This window comes from Bacillus sp. SRB_331, assembly GCF_003264175.1.
GTDB classification, from domain to species: Bacteria; Bacillota; Bacilli; order Bacillales; family Bacillaceae_G; genus Bacillus_A; species Bacillus_A mycoides.
On record NZ_NADV01000044.1, the window covers coordinates 4,191 to 24,768 of the forward strand.

A 20,578-nucleotide genomic window follows, 5' to 3' on the forward strand; every position below is an offset into this window, starting at 1 on the left:
TTTCCACCAAATCACGAAAACTAAGGTTGTACCGTAGGTACCATCTTACCGTTAACAAGATGATGTCTGGTTGATAATGCTTCCATTTGAATACATTTTCCTTTTCCATACCAATCACGCACCTTCTTTAGATTAGTAGTATCAGTATGTCTAAGTTTCAGAGATTAGTTACATAAATCTAATAGTTTTTGCACCAGAACCAGTAATAGGATTTCCACTAGATACTGTAAATCCATTACAAACAATAAAGGCAGAACTTTTTCAGGATTCTGCTTTTATTGTTCTTATCTCACATATACATATGCTTGATTAGCAGTGACATAGTATGTTTTACCTTTACTGTTGTGCGCCTTTCCCCTTATTCACTATTATTATTGAAATTAAGGAAAATATAATTAGCGTTATGGAGATAACACCATAAGCTGCACCTTCAAACCCTCTCACTTCAAAAAAACCTTTATAAAACAGATACAATGCAGCAAATGCCACTACAATACCTGGAACATTTTTTATTACTCTAGAATCTGTCTGTTTTCTAAAAAAAACAGTTAACAATATTACAATTGCACCTACTAATACACCCAATCCAATCGGAGCAAAAATCATCATTTCCTCATTCTCCTTAATTAACCTCATTTCGATTAATTTACCACGTAATATAAAAAAGGGGGGTACTTATACCTATTCTTTGCCCATTTTCATTACAACCACGAAACAACTTCTTTTTATGTGTCAACACTGACGAAAAAAAGGGAAAGGCAAAAAAATAGGCTGTGGAGAAGACTTTCTCCACAGCCTGAAATTACCTATCTTTGTAAACCTCGTTTATAACGACTTGCTTCAAATATAATACGCTCTTCATCTAACGTTTTACATTCACCATTCCAAACGACACGTTTACCATTAATAATTACATCGCTTATATCTTTTCCACTAGCTGCATACACAAGATGTGATAACACTTCATCTGCCGGTTGTAAATGCGGCTTATTAGATGGGTCAATCGTAATAAAATCAGCACACTTTCCAACCTCAAGTGAGCCCGTTTGTTTCATCCCGATTACTTCAGCAGCTCCTTTAGTCGCAAGTGTAAGAGCTGTTTCAACTGGTAACGCTGTTGCATCTTGATGAATACCTTTTTGTAATAATGTTGCAATGCGCATTTCTTCAAACATATCTAAATTGTTGTTAGACGCCACACTATCTGTTGCAATTCCTACTTTTATTCCTGCTTCTAGCATCGCTTTTACATTCGCTATACCAGAACCTAGTTTTAAATTACTATTTGGGTTATGAGCTACTCGAACATCATGTTCTGCTAAAAATGCACGCTCATTTTCATTTAATACTACACCGTGCGCAATAACTGTTGGGCGTTTAAACAATCCGCAACTTGCTGCATATTCTACTGGACGCTTCCCATACTGTGCTTCAATATCACGTACTTCACGCTCTGTTTCAGAAAGATGAATATGAACCATCGTTTGATTTTCTACTGCAATACGAGCACACTCTTCTAACAGTTCTGTGGAACATGTATATGGACTATGCGGTGCAACCATCGTAGTTAACATACCACTTTCGTTATAGTAACGCTTCACATATTTCTCAGCTTCTTCAATTGCTTTCTTTTCATCGTCTTTCGTTCCGAAGCTAAATAAAGTTCTTGAAACAGCAGCACGCATTCCACTCCTTGATACCGTTTCCATAATTGCATCTTGGTCTACTCCAATAGGATTAAACATATCAGAGAATGATGTTGTACCACTTTTCACCATTTCAAGTAATCCTAATTCCGTGCTAGCGACCGCAAGCTCTGGCGTAAACTGACTTTCAAGTGGCCAAATTCTCGTCTCAAGCCATGGCTGCAATAACATATCATCTCCGATACCTCTCAAAAGGCTCATAACAACATGTGTATGTGTATTGACAAGCCCTGGTAAAACCCACTTTCCTTTCATGTCAATTACTTCATCTACTTCAAAATCGTTAGCGAATTCTCCGCTATTTATATCTATAATTTGATCATTTTCTACAATGATATATCCATTTTCTATCACTTCATTTTGTTCATTCATCGTTGCAATTGTAGCGTTTACATAAGTTGTTTTCAAAAGTATTTCCCCTTTCAACTCTATGAAGTTCCCTTTAATTAGTTACCACCATTATAGTAACTTATTGAAGATTAAGAGTCAAAAGATAATTTTAATTCTTTCGTTGTCTTTTCCTTCAAAATGCTATATTGTTTTTCATTTGTATCTGCAAATGCTTCTTCACGGCTCGACTTCATGTCCATATAGTTTAATGTTTCATGAAATTGGGTCCTAGTAAAATCATACCTTTTCCCATCTACTTTATTGTAGAAATGCCATACTTCACCTATCTTCGTCTTTATTATCTCTCCCCCGCACAATTCTTGGACAATAAGGGCCGTTACACCACATTGTCCCTTTGCTGGGCTTTCGCTAGTCCACTTAGAACTCGTTTCTATTGACCAAGATTTTCTTAATGCTTCATATAGTTGTTTAATCTTTATGCTATCCATATTCAGCATCTCCTGACATTAGCAATTTCACACATCATATTATAAAAGCGGTAAAAGGCAATTTTTAAAAATTATTACTATTTGTAACACCGTTCAATATATTGAACGGTGTTACAAATGATTTAATTCACCTTTGCTCCATAACATCTCGCAACTGCAACCGCCTGCGCTATATCTAATTTCACGTTTTTTAAATCAAAAGCTTTAAAATCAACTCTATCAACTACAGCTCCTCTTAAATCCGCCCCACTAAGTTTCACCTTACCTAATTGTGCGCCCGTTAAATCCGCTTCACGCAAATCTGCTTTTTCTAAATTACATTCATATAGGTCAGCTTCAATTAAACGAATACCCTTTAACATTTGTTTACTTAAGTTCGCAAACCTTAAATTCGTATATGACCAATCGCCTGATATAATTGTTATTCCGTCTAAATTCGCCTCTTCGAAATCCGAACCAGTCATTTTACATTCTTCAAACTTAGATACAAATAAATTCGCACCAAAAAACCTACAATTAGCAAACGTAGTTCCTTGATGGATAGAAGCATTAAAAAGAGTACCAGTAAAATCACATTCTATGAAATTACAATTTTTAGTAAAAACTTCTGATGCATCTATCCCTCTAAAACGGCATTTTGTGAAGGTACAATTTTTCAATTCCTCGTCTTTTATCCAGACATCTTGAAAATCTATTTCTACATATTCTTTATTTACAAATTCACTCATAATCAATCCTCCAATTTTTCAAAAAACCTCACTTCAGCATGAAGTGAGGTTTCTTCTTATACAATATGCTCATCTAACCATGAAATCAAATCTTGAAATACATCTTCTCTATTCACTTCATGGAACATTTCATGTCTACCATTTTCATATAAACGAAGTGTTACATCTTTCACACCACATTTTTTATAGTTTTCGTATACTTCTTTTACACCTTTCCCCATATCCCCAACAGGATCACAATCACCAGAGAATATATGTATTGGAAGATTTTTTGGTGTCTTCTTGTATTCTTCTATTTTATTTACTTCTAGAACTCCATGAAACAATTCTCGGTAAAAACTAGTCGTGCAAATGAATCCACATAACGGATCCGCAATATACTTATCAACTTGATGAATATCTGAAGATAACCAATCAAATTTCGTGCGATTTGGCTTAAAGTGTGAGTTGAAGTTTCCGAAAGATAAGAAGTTCAGCATCGGACTTTTCGTTTTCTTTCCGCGAAGTTTCATCTCAATTGTCGCTACTTTATGACCGATACTTCCTAAAAGCCCTGGATTTCCACCAGTTCCTGAAATAAGGAATCCATCATATAATTCACCTTTAAGTTGTACAGCACGTCTTGATAAAAAAGAACCCATACTATGTCCAAGTAAAAATAACGGGCATGTCTGCTCTTCTTTTATCATTTCCGAAACAAAGATAACATCAGACACAGCCTGATTCCAACCTACATTTGGTTCAAAATGACCATAGTCTTCTTCCCTTTTCACTGTTTTTCCATGCCCTTTATGATCATGAGCATAAACACCATATCCTGCTTCTAATAAAGCATCAATAAATTCTGTATAAACACCTGCATGTTCTGTCATACCATGTGCAATTTGAACAATTCCCCGCGGATTTCCTTCTGGTAACCATTTACGCAAGTAAATTTCCGATTTATCCAATGCCGTAACGAAATTTTCCTGTATGCTCATTCCGACAGCCTCCAAATCTATTATGTATATCTTTTTTTATAATGAATAAACATTCATTATTCTTATTATGTATTATATGCAATTGCTTTCATTATGACAAATGATCTATTTTTCCGATTACATATTAAACTATTATCTTGACGAATTTAAAATAAAATTATATAGTTACTTACATAAAGTAATCAATATATTTTTAGGAGGTTTTAATCATGATGCCCTCACTATTTTTAGCACATGGATCACCTATGCTTGCTATTCAAGATACAGACTATACACGCTTTTTAAAGACACTTGGAGAAACATATAAACCGAAAGCTATTGTTATTTTTACCGCTCACTGGGAAAGTGAAGTATTAACGATCTCCTCTTCAGATGAAGTATATGAAACAATTTATGACTTTGGAGGTTTTCCTCCTGAGTTATACGAAATCAAATATCATGCGAAAGGCTCTTCTAGCATTGCGTCTATGCTAGAAACAAAATTTAAAAACAAAGGCATTCCAGTCCATCATAATATGACGAGAGGTTTAGATCATGGCTCATGGACACTCCTGCATCGTATGTACCCAGAAGCCAATATTCCTGTCGTACAAATATCAGTAAATCCATTCCTTCCTGCAAAAGAACAATTTGAAATTGGAGAAGCACTAAAAGGACTTGGACAAGAAGATATTTTAGTAATCGGCAGCGGAGTTACTGTTCATAATTTACGAGCATTAAAATGGAATGAAACAACTCCGGAACAATGGGCGATTGAATTTGATGATTGGATTATAAATCATATGCATACTAGCGATAAAGATGCATTGTTTAACTGGGAAAGAAATGCTCCTCATGCACAATTAGCTGTACCAAGAGCGGAACATTTTGTTCCTCTATTTATCGCGATGGGTAGTGGTGAGAACGACGGTACGGTCATTCACCGTAGCTACGAGCTTGGTACATTAAGTTATCTTTGCCTTCAATTTTAATGAAAAAGGATGAAGCAATATTGCTTCATCCTTTTTCTGTTTTTCATTCACATAGTTAACTAACTTCCAAATGTCGTTTCTCTGATACCTCTTCGTTCTTACTATGAAAATAAACCCAAATGCACGCAATAAATAATAGTGATGATGTAGAGAAGAAAACATATTGGAAGCCTGCATGAGCTGCAATTTGTCCACCAAGTACTGGCCCAATCATATTTCCTAAAAACTGAAACGATTGATTATATCCAAATATTCGTCCCGTTACATGGGTTGGCGTATGTTGTTTTAGTAGAGTTTGTACGGAAGGTAATAATCCTGCTTGTGCAATACCTAATAAAAAGCGAAGAATTAATAGTTGCCAAGCTGAGGTTACAAATGCTTGCGGAATAAAAATAATTCCTGCAGCAAACAACGCTACAACTAACGTTTTTTGAGGTCCAATATGATCTGATAATCTTCCTAGCTTAGGAGCTGCTAAAATTACTGCTAATCCTGTCGCAGACATGACTGCACCTGCAAGCATTTCAATATGATCTGTTCCTGGTCCTGCCAAATGCTTTACGTACAACGTAATAATAGGTTGAATCGACATATTTGCAAGCTGAATAATAAACGTTGCTACAAATAAACTTATTATTAAATGTTTTGCAGGGACCATCGTCCATACTTTCTTCGGCTGTGCCTTTTTTTCTTTAGCAGAATGTTTCTCCTCATGTAAGAAGAAAAAGACGATAAGAAAGGAAAGGAATAAGAAAGCTCCTGTAACTAGAAAAACATGGCGCATTCCAATTAACTCTGACAAATAACCTCCGAGTATCGGCCCAAGTAATGAACCGCTCACGCCTCCAGTTGAAATTGTAGAAATTGCCCAACCTGAATGTTCTTGCGGAGTTTCTGCAGCAATAAGTGTCATCGCTGTAGAAAGGAAACCTGATACCGATCCCATTAAAAATCGAAGTGCGACTAATTGATACACATCTGTCACAAACCCCATAAGCGTCATAATTATCGCCATACCAAGGCTAGCACGTATAAGCATCAATTTCCGTCCATGTATATCACCGAGCTTTCCCCATATCGGTGATACAATCGCACCCATTAAAAATGTTACACCAAATGCAAGTCCCGACCACTGTGCAATACTAGCAGTGCCGGTCACCCCTAATTCCTCAATATAAAAAGATAAAAAAGGAATTACTAAACTCATACCGGCTGCAGTGGTAAAACAACCTAGCCAACAAATCATTAAATTTCGTTTCCAGCTGGCCATTTTCACACCTTCTTTCATTAGATACCCATTCTACACCGTTTCCTGGAAAAAGTTTAGTAATTTGCTTTATACATAATAAAACTCTATCCCTTTGCATTCTTTGCAAAGGGATAGAGTTAATTATCTCCTATGGGTATTAAACGTGCATTACAGCATCGCTCGTAAAACTCAATCGGACCTGCTTGTCCTATAATTGCATACTCATATCCGCTTTTCTTCATGTTATATAAACAATGATTCAATAACGTCTTCCCAACACCGTTCACACGATTATGTTTCGCTGTACCCATCGGGCCAAACAACCCTTTCTTTCCTCTCACAACATCATAACAAGCGAAACCAATGATTTCTCCTCCTTGTTCAGCAATAAATATAGGTAACTCTTCTTTATATGTCCGAAATCCATAATCTAAAGATTTTAACCAACGCTCACCAAATTCATCCTTAACAAAACGTGCCAACTTTTCAAAATCAGAAGAGATCGCTTTTCTAATATTACAGCTTAAACTATTACAAATAGGATCAAATATTGTTAATGCAACCGTCAAGTCTCTTGGTTCAGATGTAATTTGCAACAGATCTTTTTTCATCTTTTCACTTATAACCTTATCAATAACTGTATCCCCTTGAAAAATTGCATATAAAACATGCCCTTCATTTATTACTATTTGCTGAAAACGTTCCATCCGTTTCTTCGCTACTTGTAAAACTTCTATCGTCTTATTTGAAACTTTAAACTCCCCAACATTTATGTATTCTATTTCATTTGCATAATATTGTTGGAGTAACGATATCTTTGCTAAAAAACCCATACCCACCGTGTGAAATAAATACATATGTAACTCCGCGCAAACTCCAGTACCTTCCTTACAAGCTCCTATAAATAGATGAACTGGATGGATAATACCTTTACTACACTCAGCCTCTTCTGCTGCAATCTCCAATATTTTATATGCACGTTTTGTAAATTGGAATTCCATCATCTATATCCCTTCCCCTAATGACTTATTATCAAACCATAACCGTATATAATAGAAACAATTACTCCAACCATTAATATGCCTGGAAGTAAATTTGCCACTTTAATTTTAATAAATCCAAGTAAGTTTAATCCGATTGCGAATATCATAATACCGCCAGTAGCCGTCATTTCCACTATAAATTGATTCATTAATTCTTTTGGAACAAAACTATTAATTTGTGTTGCAAAAACTGCAATACCTCCCTCATATAAAATCACTGGAATCGCTGAAAATACTACGCCAATTCCTAGAGTTGTCGTTAATATAATAGAAATGAATCCATCGATAATCGCCTTTGTAAATAAAATATCATGATTTCCGCGAATCCCACTGTCCAATGCACCAAGTATCCCCATCGCTCCGATTGCAAAAATAAGCGTGGCTGTTACAAAGCCTTCTGATATGCTCCCTTTCCCTTTCGATCCAACTTTATTTTCTAGCCAATCCCCTAACAGTTTTAACCTTTCTTCTAATTGTAGCCATTCTCCGATTACCGTACCAATAACTAAACTTAGTATGACAACAAGAAAATTTTCATTTTTTAATGCCATTTGAAGTCCAAGTACAGTAACCGCTAAACCAATTGCATGCATAATTGTTCCTTTCATACTTTCTGGAATCGCACTAAATAATTTACCAAGTAAAGTACCAAATATAATACAAATCCCATTTACAACTGCTCCTAATATAACCATTTCTCATTCTTCACCCTTCGAATTCTTTATTTCTATATTTTGGTTTATACATTGATTTACAGGTTACCTATATGTTAACGTAATATTGTGAATATTAACAAACGTTTTTCACTACATAACCCGCTATTTTTTTGTAACTATACAAAGACCGATTGCCTTTAGTAGATTCATTGTTAATCTAATTGCGGGATAAACTCAAAAGGGAAGGTATTTATGAAAACTTTACTAAAACGATTTCTGTTAATAGCCTTTTTCATTACACCAATTGTTTTATTAATCAACTACTCTTTTATTTCAAAAGCGAAAGACAAACCTGATATGCAAAACAAATCTAGTAAAACAGCTTCAAAAAGCGAAAAGAAAACCGAAGACCCTGAAATCACACTCACCTTCTCTGGTGATACAATGTTCGATTGGCAATTACGTCCCGTAATCGAAAAAAATGGGGCTGATTATCCATTCCAACACGTAAAAGAAGAAATAACGAAAGCTGATATTTCTTTTGTTAATTTAGAGTCAGCATTTACAACGAGAGAAAAAAAAGTACCTGGGCAACAATTTTGGATTAAAAGTGATCCATCCACACTACAAGCCATTAAAAACACCGGATATGACATCGTGAACGTTGGCAATAACCATACGCTTGATTATGGGCAAGATGGACTACTAGACACCATTTCTCACGTCGAAAAATTAAAACTACCTTACACTGGAGCGGGAAAAAATGCTGAAGATGCTTATACTGCTCGTGAACTAACTGTAAAAGGAAAAAAGTTTAAATTTCTTTCCTTCGTACGCTTTATGCCCAACTTTAATTGGGTAGCTGGTGACAATAAACCCGGCGTTGCAAACGGATATGACCTAGATCTTGTAACAAAAACGATTCAAGAGCAAAAGAAAGATGCTGATTATGTAATCGTCTATATGCATTGGGGCGTCGAAAAATCTAATCGTCCAATAGAATACCAGGAACAATATGTTCCGAAAATGGTAGAGGCGGGTGCTGATGCAATCGTTGGAAGTCACCCGCATTGGTTACAAGGATTTGAGTATTACAATAAAGTTCCTATCGCATACTCGTTAGGAAACTTTTTATTCCCGAATTATGTAAATGGAAAGAGTGCCGAAACAGGCGTATTAACTTTAACCTTTAAAGGTAAGGATGTCCAAATGTCATTCAATCCTTACATCATTCGCAACAACCAAGTTTCTCCTGTAAATGAAGAAGAAAAGAAAAAAGCACTGCAATATTTACAAACGGTTTCAACTGATGTAGAAATTGATGATACTGGGAAAATAATAAACAAACGCAACTAAACAGCACGAAATTCATTTCTCTGTAACATACATTACGGGATAGGTGATGAATATGCTGAAAAACTTATTAGAAAATATAAGTCTGTTAGAAAACGTGTATAAAATATCTATAGCGATCCTGCTTTTATGTTCATTTTTTTCTGTTAGACTTCTAAGAAAAATAAAGCGAGAGAGCAAACTTACTCCCTTTGAATTTACAATGTATGTAATCATTCGTATTGCAATACTTTTTTGGTTAACTAGCTTTATCCTTCTTGAATATGGAGCGTATTTCGTTTAACTTTCAAAGAATAAAAAAGATAGAACAAGCAGGATTTCCCTCCTGTATCTATCTTTTTTATTTCAAGTAGAATTGTATGTTAACTCTTTTCTTTTATTAAATAAGTAAATCAAACAGCACAGGATTTTTATTAAGCTCCACGAATTGAATGTTATTTTCTTGAAAACGAGTAATTAAAGCTTCATAGTCTTCCTTATGCTTTAATTCTACCCCCACTAAAGCTGGACCATTTTCTTTATTATGTTTCTTAATATACTCAAAGCGAGTAATATCATCTTCCGGTCCTAATCCTTTATCAAGAAACTCTCGTAGTGCTCCTGAACGTTGCGGAAATTCAATGATGAAATAGTGCTTTAATCCTTCATGAATAAGGGATCGTTCTTTCATTTCTTGCATTCTATCAATATCATTATTTCCACCACTTAACGTGCATACAACTGTTTTTCCCTTTATTTCATCTCTGTATAGATCAAGTGCCGCAATAGAAAGCGCACCAGCTGGCTCTGCTACAATTGCATTTTTCTTATACAGTTCTAAAATCGTCGTACAAACCTTTCCCTCTGGTACTAAAACTATGTCATCAATTACATCTTTACATGTTTCAAAAGTTAACTTTCCTACCTTCTTAACAGCTGCTCCATCAACAAAACTATCAATCTTTTTTAATGCAACATTTTCATTTTGAAGAAAAGCTTCTTTCATAGATGCAGCTCCCATCGGTTCTACACCGATTACCTTTGTAGTAGGACTAACCCCCTTTACATATGTACCAATACCAGATGCTAATCCACCACCGCCAATTGCTGTAAATATATAATCAACTGGTTTCTCCATATCATGCATAATTTCAACAGCGACTGTTCCTTGACCAGCAACGACATACGGATCATCAAACGGATGTACAAATGTCATCCTATTGTCTACACAATAGCGCTGCGCCTCTTGGAAAGAACTATCAAATGTATCACCAACTAATACAATGTCTGCGAAATCACCACCGAAAAATTCAACTTGTGATACTTTTTGCTTAGGTGTCGTTGTCGGCATGAAAATTTTTGACGGAATCTTCAATAAATTACACGTATAAGCAACTCCTTGTGCATGATTACCAGCACTTGCACAAACAACACCATTTTGTAACTTTTCTTTCGGTAAACTTTGAATTAAATTATACGCACCACGAATTTTGAAAGAACGAATAACTTGTAAATCTTCTCGCTTAACATATACGTCACATTCATATTTCTCAGATAAAACTGAATCTCGTTGTAACGGTGTTTTAATAACGATATCTTTCATGCAATTATGAGCCATTAAGATATCTTCAATTTTCACTCTCTCCTTTACATTTTGCACCATTTTATATCATCCTTATCTCTTTTTATATTGGCTCAATCAAAATTCGGGATTTTCAGAACTGCACCTGTATTCGCCGATGTTACCATTTGTGCATAACGTCCAAGCCACCCAGTTTTCACTTTTGGTTCTGGTCGTTTCCATCCTTTTTTACGCTTCTCTAATTCCTCATCACTAACTCTCACTTCTAACAAGCGTTCCTCAACATCGATACATACAATATCTCCTTGTTCAAGAAGTGCAATCGTTCCGCCAGCAGCTGCTTCTGGTGAAATATGCCCTACTGAAATACCACGTGAAGCACCAGAGAAGCGACCATCAGTTAAAAGTGCAACATCTGCTCCTAATCCCATACCAGCAATTGCTGATGTTGGTGCTAACATTTCCGGCATACCTGGCCCGCCTCTTGGCCCTTCATAACGAATAACAACTACATCTCCTTTCTTAACTTTTCCAAGCATAATACCGGCAAGCGCCTCATCTTGTGAATTAAAAATAACACAAGGTCCTTCAAATCGTTTTACTTCTGTTGCTCCGCTTTTAATAACCGCTCCGTCTTTCGCAAGGTTTCCTTTTAATATACGTAATCCTCCTTCTTCACTATGAGGATTTTCTAGAGAATGAATAACTTCCTTATCTTGAATCTCTGCATGAGCAATGTTTTCTCTTAATGTTTGCCCAGTAACAGTTATACGATCAAGGTGAAGTACCCCTTCTTTTCGGCTCATCTCTTTCAAAATTGCACTAATCCCGCCTGCGCGATCGATATCTTCCATATGCCAATTAGAAGCTGGACTTACTTTACATAAATGCGGTACACGCCTTGAAACTGCATCAATGCGGTTCATATCGTAATCTAACCCCGCCTCTTGTGCGAGTGCTAACGTGTGTAATACTGTATTCGTTGATCCACCCATCGCCATATCAAGTGCAAACGCATCATCAATTGCTTCTTCTGTTACAATGTCGCGTGGTTTAATATCTCTTTCAATTAAAATTTTTAATTTTTCTGCTGCTTGTTTAATTAACTCCTCACGTCTTGGATCAATCGCTAAAATACTCCCGTTACCAGGAAGAGCTAAACCTAACACTTCACATAAACAGTTCATAGAGTTCGCTGTAAACATACCGGAACAAGAACCACAAGATGGACAGCCATGATCTTCAATATCCTTTAATTCTTCTTCTGAAATTTTTCCAGATTGGTAGGCTCCTACCCCTTCAAAAACAGAACTTAAATCGACAACTTCCCCTTTAGATGTTTTCCCAGCGGCCATCGGTCCACCTGAAACAAAAACAGTTGGAATGTTTATTCGAAGTGCAGCCATCATCATACCTGGTGTAATTTTGTCACAGTTTGGAATACAAATCATTCCGTCAAACCAGTGTGCATTTACAACCGTTTCTACTGAATCTGCAATGATTTCACGACTCGGAAGCGAATAACGCATACCGATATGACCCATCGCAATACCATCATCTACTCCAATTGTATTGAATTCGAATGGCACCATGCCTGCTGCACGAACGGCTTCTTTTACAAGTTTCCCAAACTCGTTCAAGTGCTTATGCCCTGGAATAATTTCAATAAAAGAATTACAAATCGCAATAAACGGTTTATCAAAATCCTCATCTTTCAAACCAGTTGCTTTTAATAAACTACGATGCGGAGCTTTATCAAAACCTTTTTTAATCATGTCACTTCTCATCTTGTCAAATCCCCTCTTACATATTTTTCACTTATACTCTCTTAATCTATTTCTTTACTAATTCTTTCGGTGCATGAATCCAGCTCATCATTTCACGAAGCTCTGCTCCTACTTTTTCTAGCTGATGATTTTGTTCTGCTTTTTTCATCGCATTATACGTTGGACGCCCTGCTTGATTTTCTAAAATCCATTTCTTCGCAAATTCACCTTGCTGAATTTCTGCAAGAACACGTTTCATTTCCTTCTTCGTTTCATCTGTAACAATTCTTGATCCTGTTACATAATCTCCAAACTCTGCCGTATCTGAAATAGAATGACGCATGTTCGTTAAACCACCTTCGTACATTAAATCAACAATTAACTTTAATTCATGCAAACATTCAAAGTATGCAATTTCAGGACGATATCCACCTTCCGTTAACGTTTCGAACCCAGCTTTCACAAGTGCTGTTACTCCTCCGCAAAGCACTGCTTGCTCACCGAATAAGTCTGTCTCTGTTTCTTCTTGGAATGTCGTTTCAATTACCCCTGCACGTGTACAACCTACACCTTTTGCATACGCTAATGCTACATGTAGTGCTGTTCCCGTTGCATCTTGATGCACTGCGACTAATGCTGGGACACCATTTCCTTCTTGGAATACACGGCGAACGAGATGACCTGGACTTTTCGGCGCGACCATCGCTACATCTACGTAACTTGGCGGATTAATTTGCCCGAAGTGAATATTAAAACCATGTGAGAAAAATAACATTTGTCCTTCACGAAGATTCTCTTCTACTTCTGTTTTATATACATACGCTTGTTGTTCATCCGGCAATAACATTTGTACAACTTGTGCGATTCGAACCGCTTCTGAAACAGACATTACTTCAAATCCATCAGCTTTTGCTACTTCATATGACTTACCAGGGCGAACACCAACTACAACTTCCACACCAGAATCACGTAAATTTTGTGCTTGGGCATGACCTTGAGATCCATATCCGACTACCGCAACTGTTTTCCCTTTTAATAGCTCTAAATTTGCATCTTTCTCATAATAAGTTTTCATATTCCATACACTCCTTATAATTTATTTACTTGCAATACATTGATTAATTTTTTCAACTGACTGACAAGTAACGTTGCTTCATTTTCAGTACAAACTGCTGTTAGTTTCATTTCAGAAACACCACTTGTATCTCTTTCGTTTAAATTTAAAGATGAAATATAATAACCACGCCGAGCAAAAATTCCACTTATACGTAATAAGACGCTCGGATCATTATGAATAACTAATGAAAAAGTATGACTCATTCTTCCCACCTCTTCATAATCATTTCGTTATTCCCTTTGTTTGGCGGAACCATCGGAAAGACGTTCTCACCTTCTTCTACACAAAAGTCAACTACGACAGGACCTTCATGAGAAAATGCTTCTAACATTACCTTTTTCGCCTCAAACGAATTTGTTGCTCTTAGCCCTTTTACACCGTAAGCTTCTGCTACTTTCACAAAATCTGGTGACCCAATTCTCGATTCCGACAAACGGTTTTCATAAAACATTTCTTGCCATTGCCTTACCATTCCTAAAAATTTGTTGTTTATGATGAATACTTTGACAGGAATATTATTTTCAGCAATTGTTTGCAGCTCTTGAATGTTCATTTGGAAAGAAGCATCACCAGCAATACAGATGACAAGTTCTTCTTCTTTTGCAAGCTGAGCACCAATTGCTGCTGGAAAACCAAATCCCATCGTCCCTAATCCCCCTGATGTTAGAAAAGTACGTGGTTTTCTCGCTTTATAAAAGTGAGCAGCCCACATTTGATGCTGTCCTACCTCTGTCGTGACAATCGCATCACCATTCGTTAATTCACTTACTAAGTTGATAACATGCTGTGGTTTTAACTCAAATTCTTTTTGCTTATATGAAAGTGGATATTCTTCTTGCCATTTCTTCACTTTCTGAAGCCATTCATCTGTTTGTGTATAAATAGACATATGTAACAGCATATATAGTGCCTTTTTCACATCACCAACAATCGGATGCTCTACAGTTACATTTTTATGGAACTCAGAAGGATCAATATCAATATGTACTTTTTTCGAATGCGGAGAAAAAAGTTCTAATTTTCCTGTTACACGATCATCGAAACGAACACCTAACGCCAGTAATAAGTCACATTCTGTTACTGCCATATTTGCAGCGTACGTTCCATGCATACCGAGCATTCCTAAAAACAACGGATCTCCCGGCGGATATGCACCCAGTCCCATTAAAGTTGAAACGACTGGAATACGATTCTCCCTCGCAAACTTGATGAGTTCTTCAGATCCACCTGAATGAATGACGCCTCCCCCGATATAAAGGAGTGGGCGTTTTGCTTTTGAAATTGATTTTGCTACCTCTCTCAGTTTCAAACTGTCTGGCAAAGGTTCTGGTTTATATCCTGGAATCTCCACTTCTTCATTAAAGAAACTTGTTACATTTGCATTTTGAACATCTTTTGGAATATCGATTAATACCGGTCCTGGCCGCCCGCTTTCGGCGATGTAAAAAGCTTCTTGCACAGTTCGTGATAAATGATTTACATCACGAACTTGGTAATTATGCTTCGTAACAGGTACTGTAATTCCGACAACATCCGCTTCTTGAAATCCGTCTTTACCAATTAAAGGCGTTGCAACTTGCCCTGTAATGACAACTAAAGGAATCGAATCCATATAAGCATCTGCTAAACCCGTAACTAAATTCGTCGCCCCTGGGCCAGAGGTAGCAAAGACTACCCCAACCTTTCCAGAAGCTCTCGCATATCCTTCCGCTGCATGAATTGCAGCTTGTTTATGACGAGTTAACACGTGCTTTAAACCACTTTCGTATAACGCATCGTATATTGGTAAAATCGCTCCGCCCGGATAACCGAAAACGGTCGTTACACCTAATTTCTTCAAACATTGAATAACGTGTCCAGCACCTGTAGTTTCTTCACTCTGCAGTTCATCACATGCTGTATACTGTTCCTCCATTTCAATTAACTCCTCTCCCTATTTACGCTAAACTTTCCGCCAATCCTGGAACACGTACTCCTCTTTCTCTCGTTAATTTTTTAAATTCTTCGGTTAATCTTTTTGTTACATCTCCTGGTTTTCCATCTCCAATTTCTCTTGAATCTACTTTCACTACAGGAATTAGTTCCGCTGCAGTTCCTGTTAAAAACACTTCATCTGCTACATATACGTCATGGCGAGTGAATGGCCTTTCCTCACACGGAATATTAAGTCGCTCACATAACTCAATCACACTATTTCTCGTAATACCTTCTAGCGCCCCTAAGTACGAAGGAGGTGTTAACACTTTTCCATCTTTCACAATGAAAACATTATCTCCAGACCCTTCACAAACATATCCTTGTTGGTTGAGCATAAGTGCCTCAAGTACACCTGCTTGTGCGGCTTCAATTTTCACAAGTACGTTATTTAAATAGTTCAGTGACTTAATACGTGGGTCTAATGCATCTGGTGTATTACGTCTTGATGCAACAGATACAACGCTTAGTCCATTATCATAAAATTCCTGCGGGAATAACTTTAATTGCTCTGCAATAATAATTACGCTCGGTTTCACACAACTTCTCGGATCAAGTCCTAAGTCACCTTTTCCTCTTGAAACAATTAATCTAATGTAGGCATCCGCGTATTCATTTTTTTGCAATGTTTGTAAAACTGCTTCTTCCATTTCGTCAACCGTCATTGGAATTGTAAGTAAAATAGATTTCGCCGATTCATATAATCGTTTCACATGTTCTTTTAAACAAAATACATTTCCTCCGTAACTACGAATCCCTTCAAATACACCGTCCCCGTATAAAAAGCCGTGATCATATACTGAAACAACTGCCTTTTCTTTTTCTACAAATTCCCCATTCATGTAAATGTACTGGTTTCCCATCTCACATCGCTCCTCTTTTTTCTCTCTATTTTTGCAACCTATTTCTATATCGATTGCTGAGATGAGTATTTTTAACAGAATATTCAGTATACTAATCTTAAAAATATACTCGTCTCAACAATCGATTACTTACACACTTGTAGCAATCCATTGCTGAGACGAGAGACTCGTGGTACCACTCAGCTTCCTTACACTTCTCACGAAATATAAGCTCTGCAAGTCCAATTAGACTTTTGTTTTTCTATCGGAAACAACTCCGCTACTTTTTACTAACTTCAAAAGCAGTGCTCCGAGGTGATTTTCAATGATTCAATTGTTACCACCCTCACAGCCTTTGGGCGGCTCTCTGAAACAATCTTTATCATTTACTCTCCTCTTCCTCGCATTCTTTTATTCTATTTTTTAAAATAAAAACTCTCGCCTCAGCAATCAACTACTACAAATTAGTAGCTTTGATTGCTGAGGCGAGAGTTTCGCGTTACCACTCAGCTTCCTTATACTTCTCACGAAATATAAGCTTCATAGGTCCAATCAGACCTCCGTCCTTTTACCGGAGACGATGCCGCCGCCCTCTACTCAGTTTCCCTTTCGCAAGCGATGCTCCGAGGTGATCTTCAATGATTCGATTGCTACTACTCTCACAGCCTAGGAGTAGCTCTCTGAAACGACCATAATCATCTACTTTCCTCTTCTTTGCATATACAACATATAAAATCAGAAAATTCTTAATTAACTTTTATTTGTTACACGTATTATAGGACGCGGTTCTTTTCATTGTCAACATGTTTTTAGAAAAAAATTAAAATTCATTCTATTTACTAGAAATCTATTTATTTTTTCTCAAAACAAAATCGGAATGAACTTCTTACACATACTCATATATTACTTAAGTATGTTCGCGTTACTACATAAAGAAAAACAACTTAAAAACATATAAAGTGAACCTTTAATCAGTGGGGGTTTTGTCCATCTCCCACTGATTATTAGCCCTCACCAATCGGGCTTTTACGGGCAGCCCGACTCCCACCTAACTTCCTCGCATTTGCCGAATTTCAAGGTGGGAGTCTTACTGCACGGCAAATAGCGGGATAAAATTTATGAGGAGATGAGAAAACTATGTTAAAAGGTAAAATAGCATTAGTTACAGGAGCAAGCCGAGGAATTGGACGTGCTATCGCAAAACGGTTAGCAAACGACGGTGCATTAGTTGCTGTTCATTATGGAAATCGAAAAGAAGATGCTGAAGAAACTGTTCATGAAATTCAATCAAATGGCGGATCAGCTTTTTCTATCGGTGCAAATCTTGAATCTTTACACGGTGTAGACAACCTTTATATTTCTTTAGATAACGAATTACAAAAAAGAACTGGTGGAACACAATTTGATATTTTAATAAACAACGCTGGAATCGGTCCTGGTGCTTTTATTGAAGAAACGACTGAACAATTTTTTGATAGAATGGTTTCAGTAAATGCAAAAGCACCATTCTTTATCATTCAACAAGCACTACCACGTTTACGTGATAATAGCCGAATTATTAATATTTCATCAGCTGCCACCCGCATTTCTTTGCCTGATTTCGTTGCATATAGTATGACGAAAGGTGCAATTAACACGATGACTTTCACGCTTGCAAAACAACTCGGAGCACGAGGAATAACAGTAAATGCAATACTTCCAGGCTTTATTAAAACAGATATGAACGCAGAACTATTGAGCGATCCAATGATGAAACAGTACGCTACTACTATTTCCGCCTTCAATCGCTTAGGTGAAGTAGAAGATATTGCCGATACTGCTGCTTTTCTTGCTTCTCCAGACAGCCGCTGGGTTACTGGACAATTAATTGATGTTAGCGGAGGATCTTGTTTATAAAAAACATATATTCTCAAATCTTTTTTATTGCGCAATAAAACATTTTATATAATACTGTATAAAACATATATATTTAGGAGGATTACAGCAATGTCTGAAAAAACATACGAACTCGCAACCTTCGCAGGCGGTTGTTTTTGGTGCATGGTAAAACCATTTGATGAGCTTCCCGGTATTCAAAAAGTACTTTCCGGCTATGCAGGTGGTCATGTAGAAAACCCAACATACGAACAAGTAAAGACTGGAACATCTGGACATTTAGAAGTTGTACAAATTACATTCGATCCTTCTATTTTTCCTTATCAAAAATTACTAGATTTATATTGGCCACAAATTGATCCAACTGATGACGGCGGACAATTTTTCGATCGTGGTCCATCTTACCGCACAGCAATTTTTTATCATAATGAAACACAAAAAGAGCTTGCAGAAAAATCAAAGCAAACTCTAGCAGAAAGCGGTATATTTAAAGGTCCTATTGTGACTGAAATCCGCTCAGCTGCATCTTTTTATGAAGCAGAGGAATACCACCAACATTTCTATAAAAAGAATCCAGAGAAATATGCTACTGAGCAAAAAGAATCTGGCCGTGAAGACTTTATAAAAGAAAATTGGCAAAAATAATAATAAAAATGCATCGTACCTTTTAAGTACGATGCATTTTTATCTTTGAAAAAAGTACCATACAATGATGAGAACAACCGCTGTTAATGTCCAAAGTGCTATCTTGTTTTTTAATCTATTCTTTTTCTTCGTCATTTCATTCCCTCCCTATAACTATTAAGCATATTCAAGATTTCCTTTGTTTGATTGTCCACTTGATGAATGTGAATAAATCCGTACAAATTCTTATAGCAAGACAGCCAATTATTCCGATTAACAATCGCGATTTATTAGAAATTAAACATTCTTATTACCCATCAACAAATATTTAGATTAACAAAATATTTGGATCGGGCAATCGGATACCGTGCCAGCTGTCTACATCGCATTGGCCATATTCGTTATCACCCACCGCTACCACCGTGCCGTCTGATTTAAGACCGACTGTATGGACACAACCCGCCGCTATCGCTACAATATCGCGCCAATCACTTACATCACATTGACCATTTTTATTATTACCCACAGCCGTCACTATGCCGTCTGATTTAAGACCAATTGTATGATTACTCCCTACCGCTATCGCCACAATATCGCGCCAATCGCTTACATCACATTGATCATGTTTATTATTACCCACAGCCGTCACCATACCGTCAGATTTAAGACCAACTGTATGAAGATATCCCGCCGCTATCGCCACAATATCACGCCAGCTACTTACATTGCATTGGCCATATCGATTATTACCCACAGTCGTCACAGTTCCGTCCAATTTAAGACCGACTGTATGCCAGTCACCCACCGCGACCGCCACAATATCTCTCCAGCCGCTTATATTGCATTCTTCTTCTTTATTTCGCCCCACCGCTATTACCGTGCCATCCGGTTTAAGGCCAATAGTACGACGCCATCCCGCCGCAACCGATACAATATTATGCCAGTCTTTTACATCGCATTGATCATGCTTATTCCACCCCACCGCTTCCACAGTATTATCACTTTTAAGAGCGATTGTATGAGCGTTCCCAGTGTTCGTCGCCATATGAACATTGCCCGCAGCGACTGCTTCCATATCACACCAGCTGCTTACATTGCATTCACCTTCTTTATTTCGCCCCACTGCTACAACCGCGCCATCCGATTTAAGTGCAACAGTATGACCACGCCCCGCTGCTATCGTATCTTTAGGCCACCGTTTCATTTTTAATATCTCTTCTTTCGGTGAAATGTAATTCATGTTTTACCTCCTTGTATATAAGCAACCATATCAAAATAAATATTTTCATCAAAT

At 37.1% G+C, this 20,578-nt stretch carries 20 protein-coding genes, 1 pseudogene and 2 other annotated features; of the genes and pseudogenes, 5 read left to right on the top strand and 16 right to left on the bottom strand.

Annotated elements, in window-relative coordinates; translation table 11 throughout:
- The 6 genes and pseudogenes from B5P42_RS33560 to B5P42_RS25740 all read right to left on the bottom strand — a co-directional run.
- A pseudogene (locus tag B5P42_RS33560) lies at positions 1–109 on the bottom strand (IS6 family transposase); the annotation flags it as partial.
- A 227-nt stretch (positions 110–336) separates the two neighbouring features.
- Positions 337–609 (bottom strand): hypothetical protein, encoded by a 273-nt coding sequence (locus tag B5P42_RS32915; protein WP_113735530.1) that lies wholly within the window; start codon positions 607–609, stop codon positions 337–339.
- A 197-nt stretch (positions 610–806) separates the two neighbouring features.
- The gene (locus tag B5P42_RS25725; RefSeq protein WP_002086280.1) at positions 807–2,132 is read right to left on the bottom strand and encodes a bifunctional S-methyl-5'-thioadenosine deaminase/S-adenosylhomocysteine deaminase; all 1,326 of its coding nucleotides are present in this window, start codon (positions 2,130–2,132) and stop codon (positions 807–809) included.
- Positions 2,133–2,185: 53 nt separating this feature from the next.
- Entirely contained in the window at positions 2,186–2,545 is a 360-nt protein-coding gene (locus tag B5P42_RS25730) for a YunG family protein (RefSeq protein ID WP_002086281.1), read from the bottom strand.
- Between the two features lie 122 nt (positions 2,546–2,667).
- Positions 2,668–3,273 (bottom strand): pentapeptide repeat-containing protein, encoded by a 606-nt coding sequence (locus tag B5P42_RS25735; RefSeq protein ID WP_113735531.1) that lies wholly within the window; start codon positions 3,271–3,273, stop codon positions 2,668–2,670.
- A gap of 56 nt (positions 3,274–3,329) precedes the next feature.
- Complete coding sequence (locus B5P42_RS25740; RefSeq protein ID WP_113735532.1) at positions 3,330–4,253, bottom strand: alpha/beta fold hydrolase; 924 nt, start codon at positions 4,251–4,253, stop codon at positions 3,330–3,332.
- Positions 4,254–4,462: 209 nt separating this feature from the next.
- On the opposite strand from B5P42_RS25740, the gene B5P42_RS25745 reads away from it, so the two are divergent.
- Complete coding sequence (locus B5P42_RS25745; protein ID WP_002012144.1) at positions 4,463–5,224, top strand: DODA-type extradiol aromatic ring-opening family dioxygenase; 762 nt, start codon at positions 4,463–4,465, stop codon at positions 5,222–5,224.
- Positions 5,225–5,279: 55 nt separating this feature from the next.
- Here B5P42_RS25745 and B5P42_RS25750 read toward each other — a convergent pair whose 3' ends face one another.
- The 3 genes from B5P42_RS25750 to B5P42_RS25760 form a co-directional block, all read right to left on the bottom strand.
- Positions 5,280–6,494, bottom strand: coding sequence for a multidrug efflux MFS transporter (locus tag B5P42_RS25750; RefSeq protein WP_002165978.1), 1,215 nt, complete (start codon positions 6,492–6,494; stop codon positions 5,280–5,282).
- Positions 6,495–6,610: 116 nt separating this feature from the next.
- Positions 6,611–7,477 (bottom strand): GNAT family N-acetyltransferase, encoded by an 867-nt coding sequence (locus tag B5P42_RS25755; protein ID WP_113735533.1) that lies wholly within the window; start codon positions 7,475–7,477, stop codon positions 6,611–6,613.
- A gap of 14 nt (positions 7,478–7,491) precedes the next feature.
- Positions 7,492–8,211, bottom strand: coding sequence for a DUF554 domain-containing protein (locus B5P42_RS25760; protein WP_113735534.1), 720 nt, complete (start codon positions 8,209–8,211; stop codon positions 7,492–7,494).
- Positions 8,212–8,424: 213 nt separating this feature from the next.
- Here B5P42_RS25760 and B5P42_RS25765 point away from each other — a divergent pair, with 213 nt between their 5' ends.
- Positions 8,425–9,528, top strand: a complete 1,104-nt coding sequence (locus B5P42_RS25765) for a CapA family protein (protein WP_113735535.1) — start codon at positions 8,425–8,427, stop codon at positions 9,526–9,528.
- 52 nt (positions 9,529–9,580) lie between these two features.
- Positions 9,581–9,808 carry a hypothetical protein gene (locus B5P42_RS25770; protein ID WP_113735536.1) on the top strand — a complete coding sequence of 76 codons (228 nt, stop codon included), beginning with the start codon at positions 9,581–9,583 and terminating at the stop codon, positions 9,806–9,808.
- Positions 9,809–9,904: 96 nt separating this feature from the next.
- On the opposite strand, the gene ilvA is transcribed toward B5P42_RS25770, so the two are convergent.
- The 6 genes from ilvA to ilvE are packed head-to-tail and all read right to left on the bottom strand — an operon-like array spanning position 9,905 to position 16,806.
- A complete protein-coding gene (gene ilvA, locus B5P42_RS25775) occupies positions 9,905–11,167 on the bottom strand; it encodes a threonine ammonia-lyase IlvA (protein WP_113735537.1) in 1,263 nt (420 codons plus the stop codon).
- Positions 11,168–11,199: 32 nt separating this feature from the next.
- Positions 11,200–12,873 carry a dihydroxy-acid dehydratase gene (gene ilvD / locus B5P42_RS25780; RefSeq protein WP_113735538.1) on the bottom strand — a complete coding sequence of 558 codons (1,674 nt, stop codon included), beginning with the start codon at positions 12,871–12,873 and terminating at the stop codon, positions 11,200–11,202.
- Between the two features lie 46 nt (positions 12,874–12,919).
- Positions 12,920–13,927 (bottom strand): ketol-acid reductoisomerase, encoded by a 1,008-nt coding sequence (ilvC, locus tag B5P42_RS25785; protein WP_113735539.1) that lies wholly within the window; start codon positions 13,925–13,927, stop codon positions 12,920–12,922.
- Positions 13,928–13,941: 14 nt separating this feature from the next.
- Entirely contained in the window at positions 13,942–14,172 is a 231-nt protein-coding gene (locus B5P42_RS25790; RefSeq protein WP_044440462.1) for an ACT domain-containing protein, read from the bottom strand.
- A complete protein-coding gene (gene ilvB, locus B5P42_RS25795) occupies positions 14,169–15,884 on the bottom strand; it encodes an acetolactate synthase large subunit (RefSeq protein ID WP_113735540.1) in 1,716 nt (571 codons plus the stop codon). The genes B5P42_RS25790 and ilvB overlap by 4 nt, the downstream gene beginning before the upstream one ends.
- Positions 15,885–15,906: 22 nt before the next feature.
- Positions 15,907–16,806, bottom strand: coding sequence for a branched-chain-amino-acid transaminase (gene ilvE / locus B5P42_RS25800; protein WP_113735541.1), 900 nt, complete (start codon positions 16,804–16,806; stop codon positions 15,907–15,909).
- A 151-nt stretch (positions 16,807–16,957) separates the two neighbouring features.
- Positions 16,958–17,196: a binding site (T-box leader), on the bottom strand.
- A gap of 67 nt (positions 17,197–17,263) precedes the next feature.
- Positions 17,264–17,509: a binding site (T-box leader), on the bottom strand.
- A gap of 413 nt (positions 17,510–17,922) precedes the next feature.
- On the opposite strand from ilvE, the gene B5P42_RS25805 reads away from it, so the two are divergent.
- Together B5P42_RS25805 and msrA are read left to right on the top strand one after the other, a co-directional pair.
- On the top strand, positions 17,923–18,681 hold the full coding sequence (locus B5P42_RS25805; protein ID WP_000911713.1) for an SDR family oxidoreductase: 759 nt from the start codon (positions 17,923–17,925) through the stop codon (positions 18,679–18,681).
- 90 nt (positions 18,682–18,771) lie between these two features.
- Positions 18,772–19,305, top strand: a complete 534-nt coding sequence (gene msrA / locus B5P42_RS25810; protein ID WP_113735542.1) for a peptide-methionine (S)-S-oxide reductase MsrA — start codon at positions 18,772–18,774, stop codon at positions 19,303–19,305.
- Between the two features lie 307 nt (positions 19,306–19,612).
- Here the strand turns inward: msrA and B5P42_RS25815 are convergent, their stop codons facing one another.
- Complete coding sequence (locus B5P42_RS25815; RefSeq protein ID WP_113735543.1) at positions 19,613–20,524, bottom strand: RCC1 domain-containing protein; 912 nt, start codon at positions 20,522–20,524, stop codon at positions 19,613–19,615.
- Positions 20,525–20,578: the final 54 nt, after the last annotated feature.

Bases quoted from the DNA above. Each gene is read 5' to 3' on its own strand.
- B5P42_RS25745 (WP_002012144.1), top strand. From the start codon at position 4,463: ATGATGCCCTCACTATTTTTAGCACATGGATCACCTATGCTTGCTATT.
- B5P42_RS25760 (WP_113735534.1), bottom strand. From the start codon at position 8,211: ATGGTTATATTAGGAGCAGTTGTAAATGGGATTTGTATTATATTTGGT.
- B5P42_RS25735 (WP_113735531.1), bottom strand. From the start codon at position 3,273: ATGAGTGAATTTGTAAATAAAGAATATGTAGAAATAGATTTTCAAGAT.
- B5P42_RS25805 (WP_000911713.1), top strand. From the start codon at position 17,923: ATGTTAAAAGGTAAAATAGCATTAGTTACAGGAGCAAGCCGAGGAATT.
- ilvA (WP_113735537.1), bottom strand. From the start codon at position 11,167: ATGGTGCAAAATGTAAAGGAGAGAGTGAAAATTGAAGATATCTTAATG.
- B5P42_RS25790 (WP_044440462.1), bottom strand. From the start codon at position 14,172: ATGAGTCATACTTTTTCATTAGTTATTCATAATGATCCGAGCGTCTTA.
- msrA (WP_113735542.1), top strand. From the start codon at position 18,772: ATGTCTGAAAAAACATACGAACTCGCAACCTTCGCAGGCGGTTGTTTT.
- B5P42_RS32915 (WP_113735530.1), bottom strand. From the start codon at position 609: ATGATGATTTTTGCTCCGATTGGATTGGGTGTATTAGTAGGTGCAATT.
- B5P42_RS25755 (WP_113735533.1), bottom strand. From the start codon at position 7,477: ATGATGGAATTCCAATTTACAAAACGTGCATATAAAATATTGGAGATT.
- ilvB (WP_113735540.1), bottom strand. From the start codon at position 15,884: ATGGAGGAACAGTATACAGCATGTGATGAACTGCAGAGTGAAGAAACT.
- B5P42_RS25815 (WP_113735543.1), bottom strand. From the start codon at position 20,524: ATGAATTACATTTCACCGAAAGAAGAGATATTAAAAATGAAACGGTGG.
- ilvD (WP_113735538.1), bottom strand. From the start codon at position 12,873: ATGAGAAGTGACATGATTAAAAAAGGTTTTGATAAAGCTCCGCATCGT.
- B5P42_RS25740 (WP_113735532.1), bottom strand. From the start codon at position 4,253: ATGAGCATACAGGAAAATTTCGTTACGGCATTGGATAAATCGGAAATT.
- B5P42_RS25765 (WP_113735535.1), top strand. From the start codon at position 8,425: ATGAAAACTTTACTAAAACGATTTCTGTTAATAGCCTTTTTCATTACA.
- ilvC (WP_113735539.1), bottom strand. From the start codon at position 13,927: ATGAAAACTTATTATGAGAAAGATGCAAATTTAGAGCTATTAAAAGGG.
- ilvE (WP_113735541.1), bottom strand. From the start codon at position 16,806: ATGGGAAACCAGTACATTTACATGAATGGGGAATTTGTAGAAAAAGAA.
- B5P42_RS25770 (WP_113735536.1), top strand. From the start codon at position 9,581: ATGCTGAAAAACTTATTAGAAAATATAAGTCTGTTAGAAAACGTGTAT.
- B5P42_RS25730 (WP_002086281.1), bottom strand. From the start codon at position 2,545: ATGGATAGCATAAAGATTAAACAACTATATGAAGCATTAAGAAAATCT.
- B5P42_RS25750 (WP_002165978.1), bottom strand. From the start codon at position 6,494: ATGGCCAGCTGGAAACGAAATTTAATGATTTGTTGGCTAGGTTGTTTT.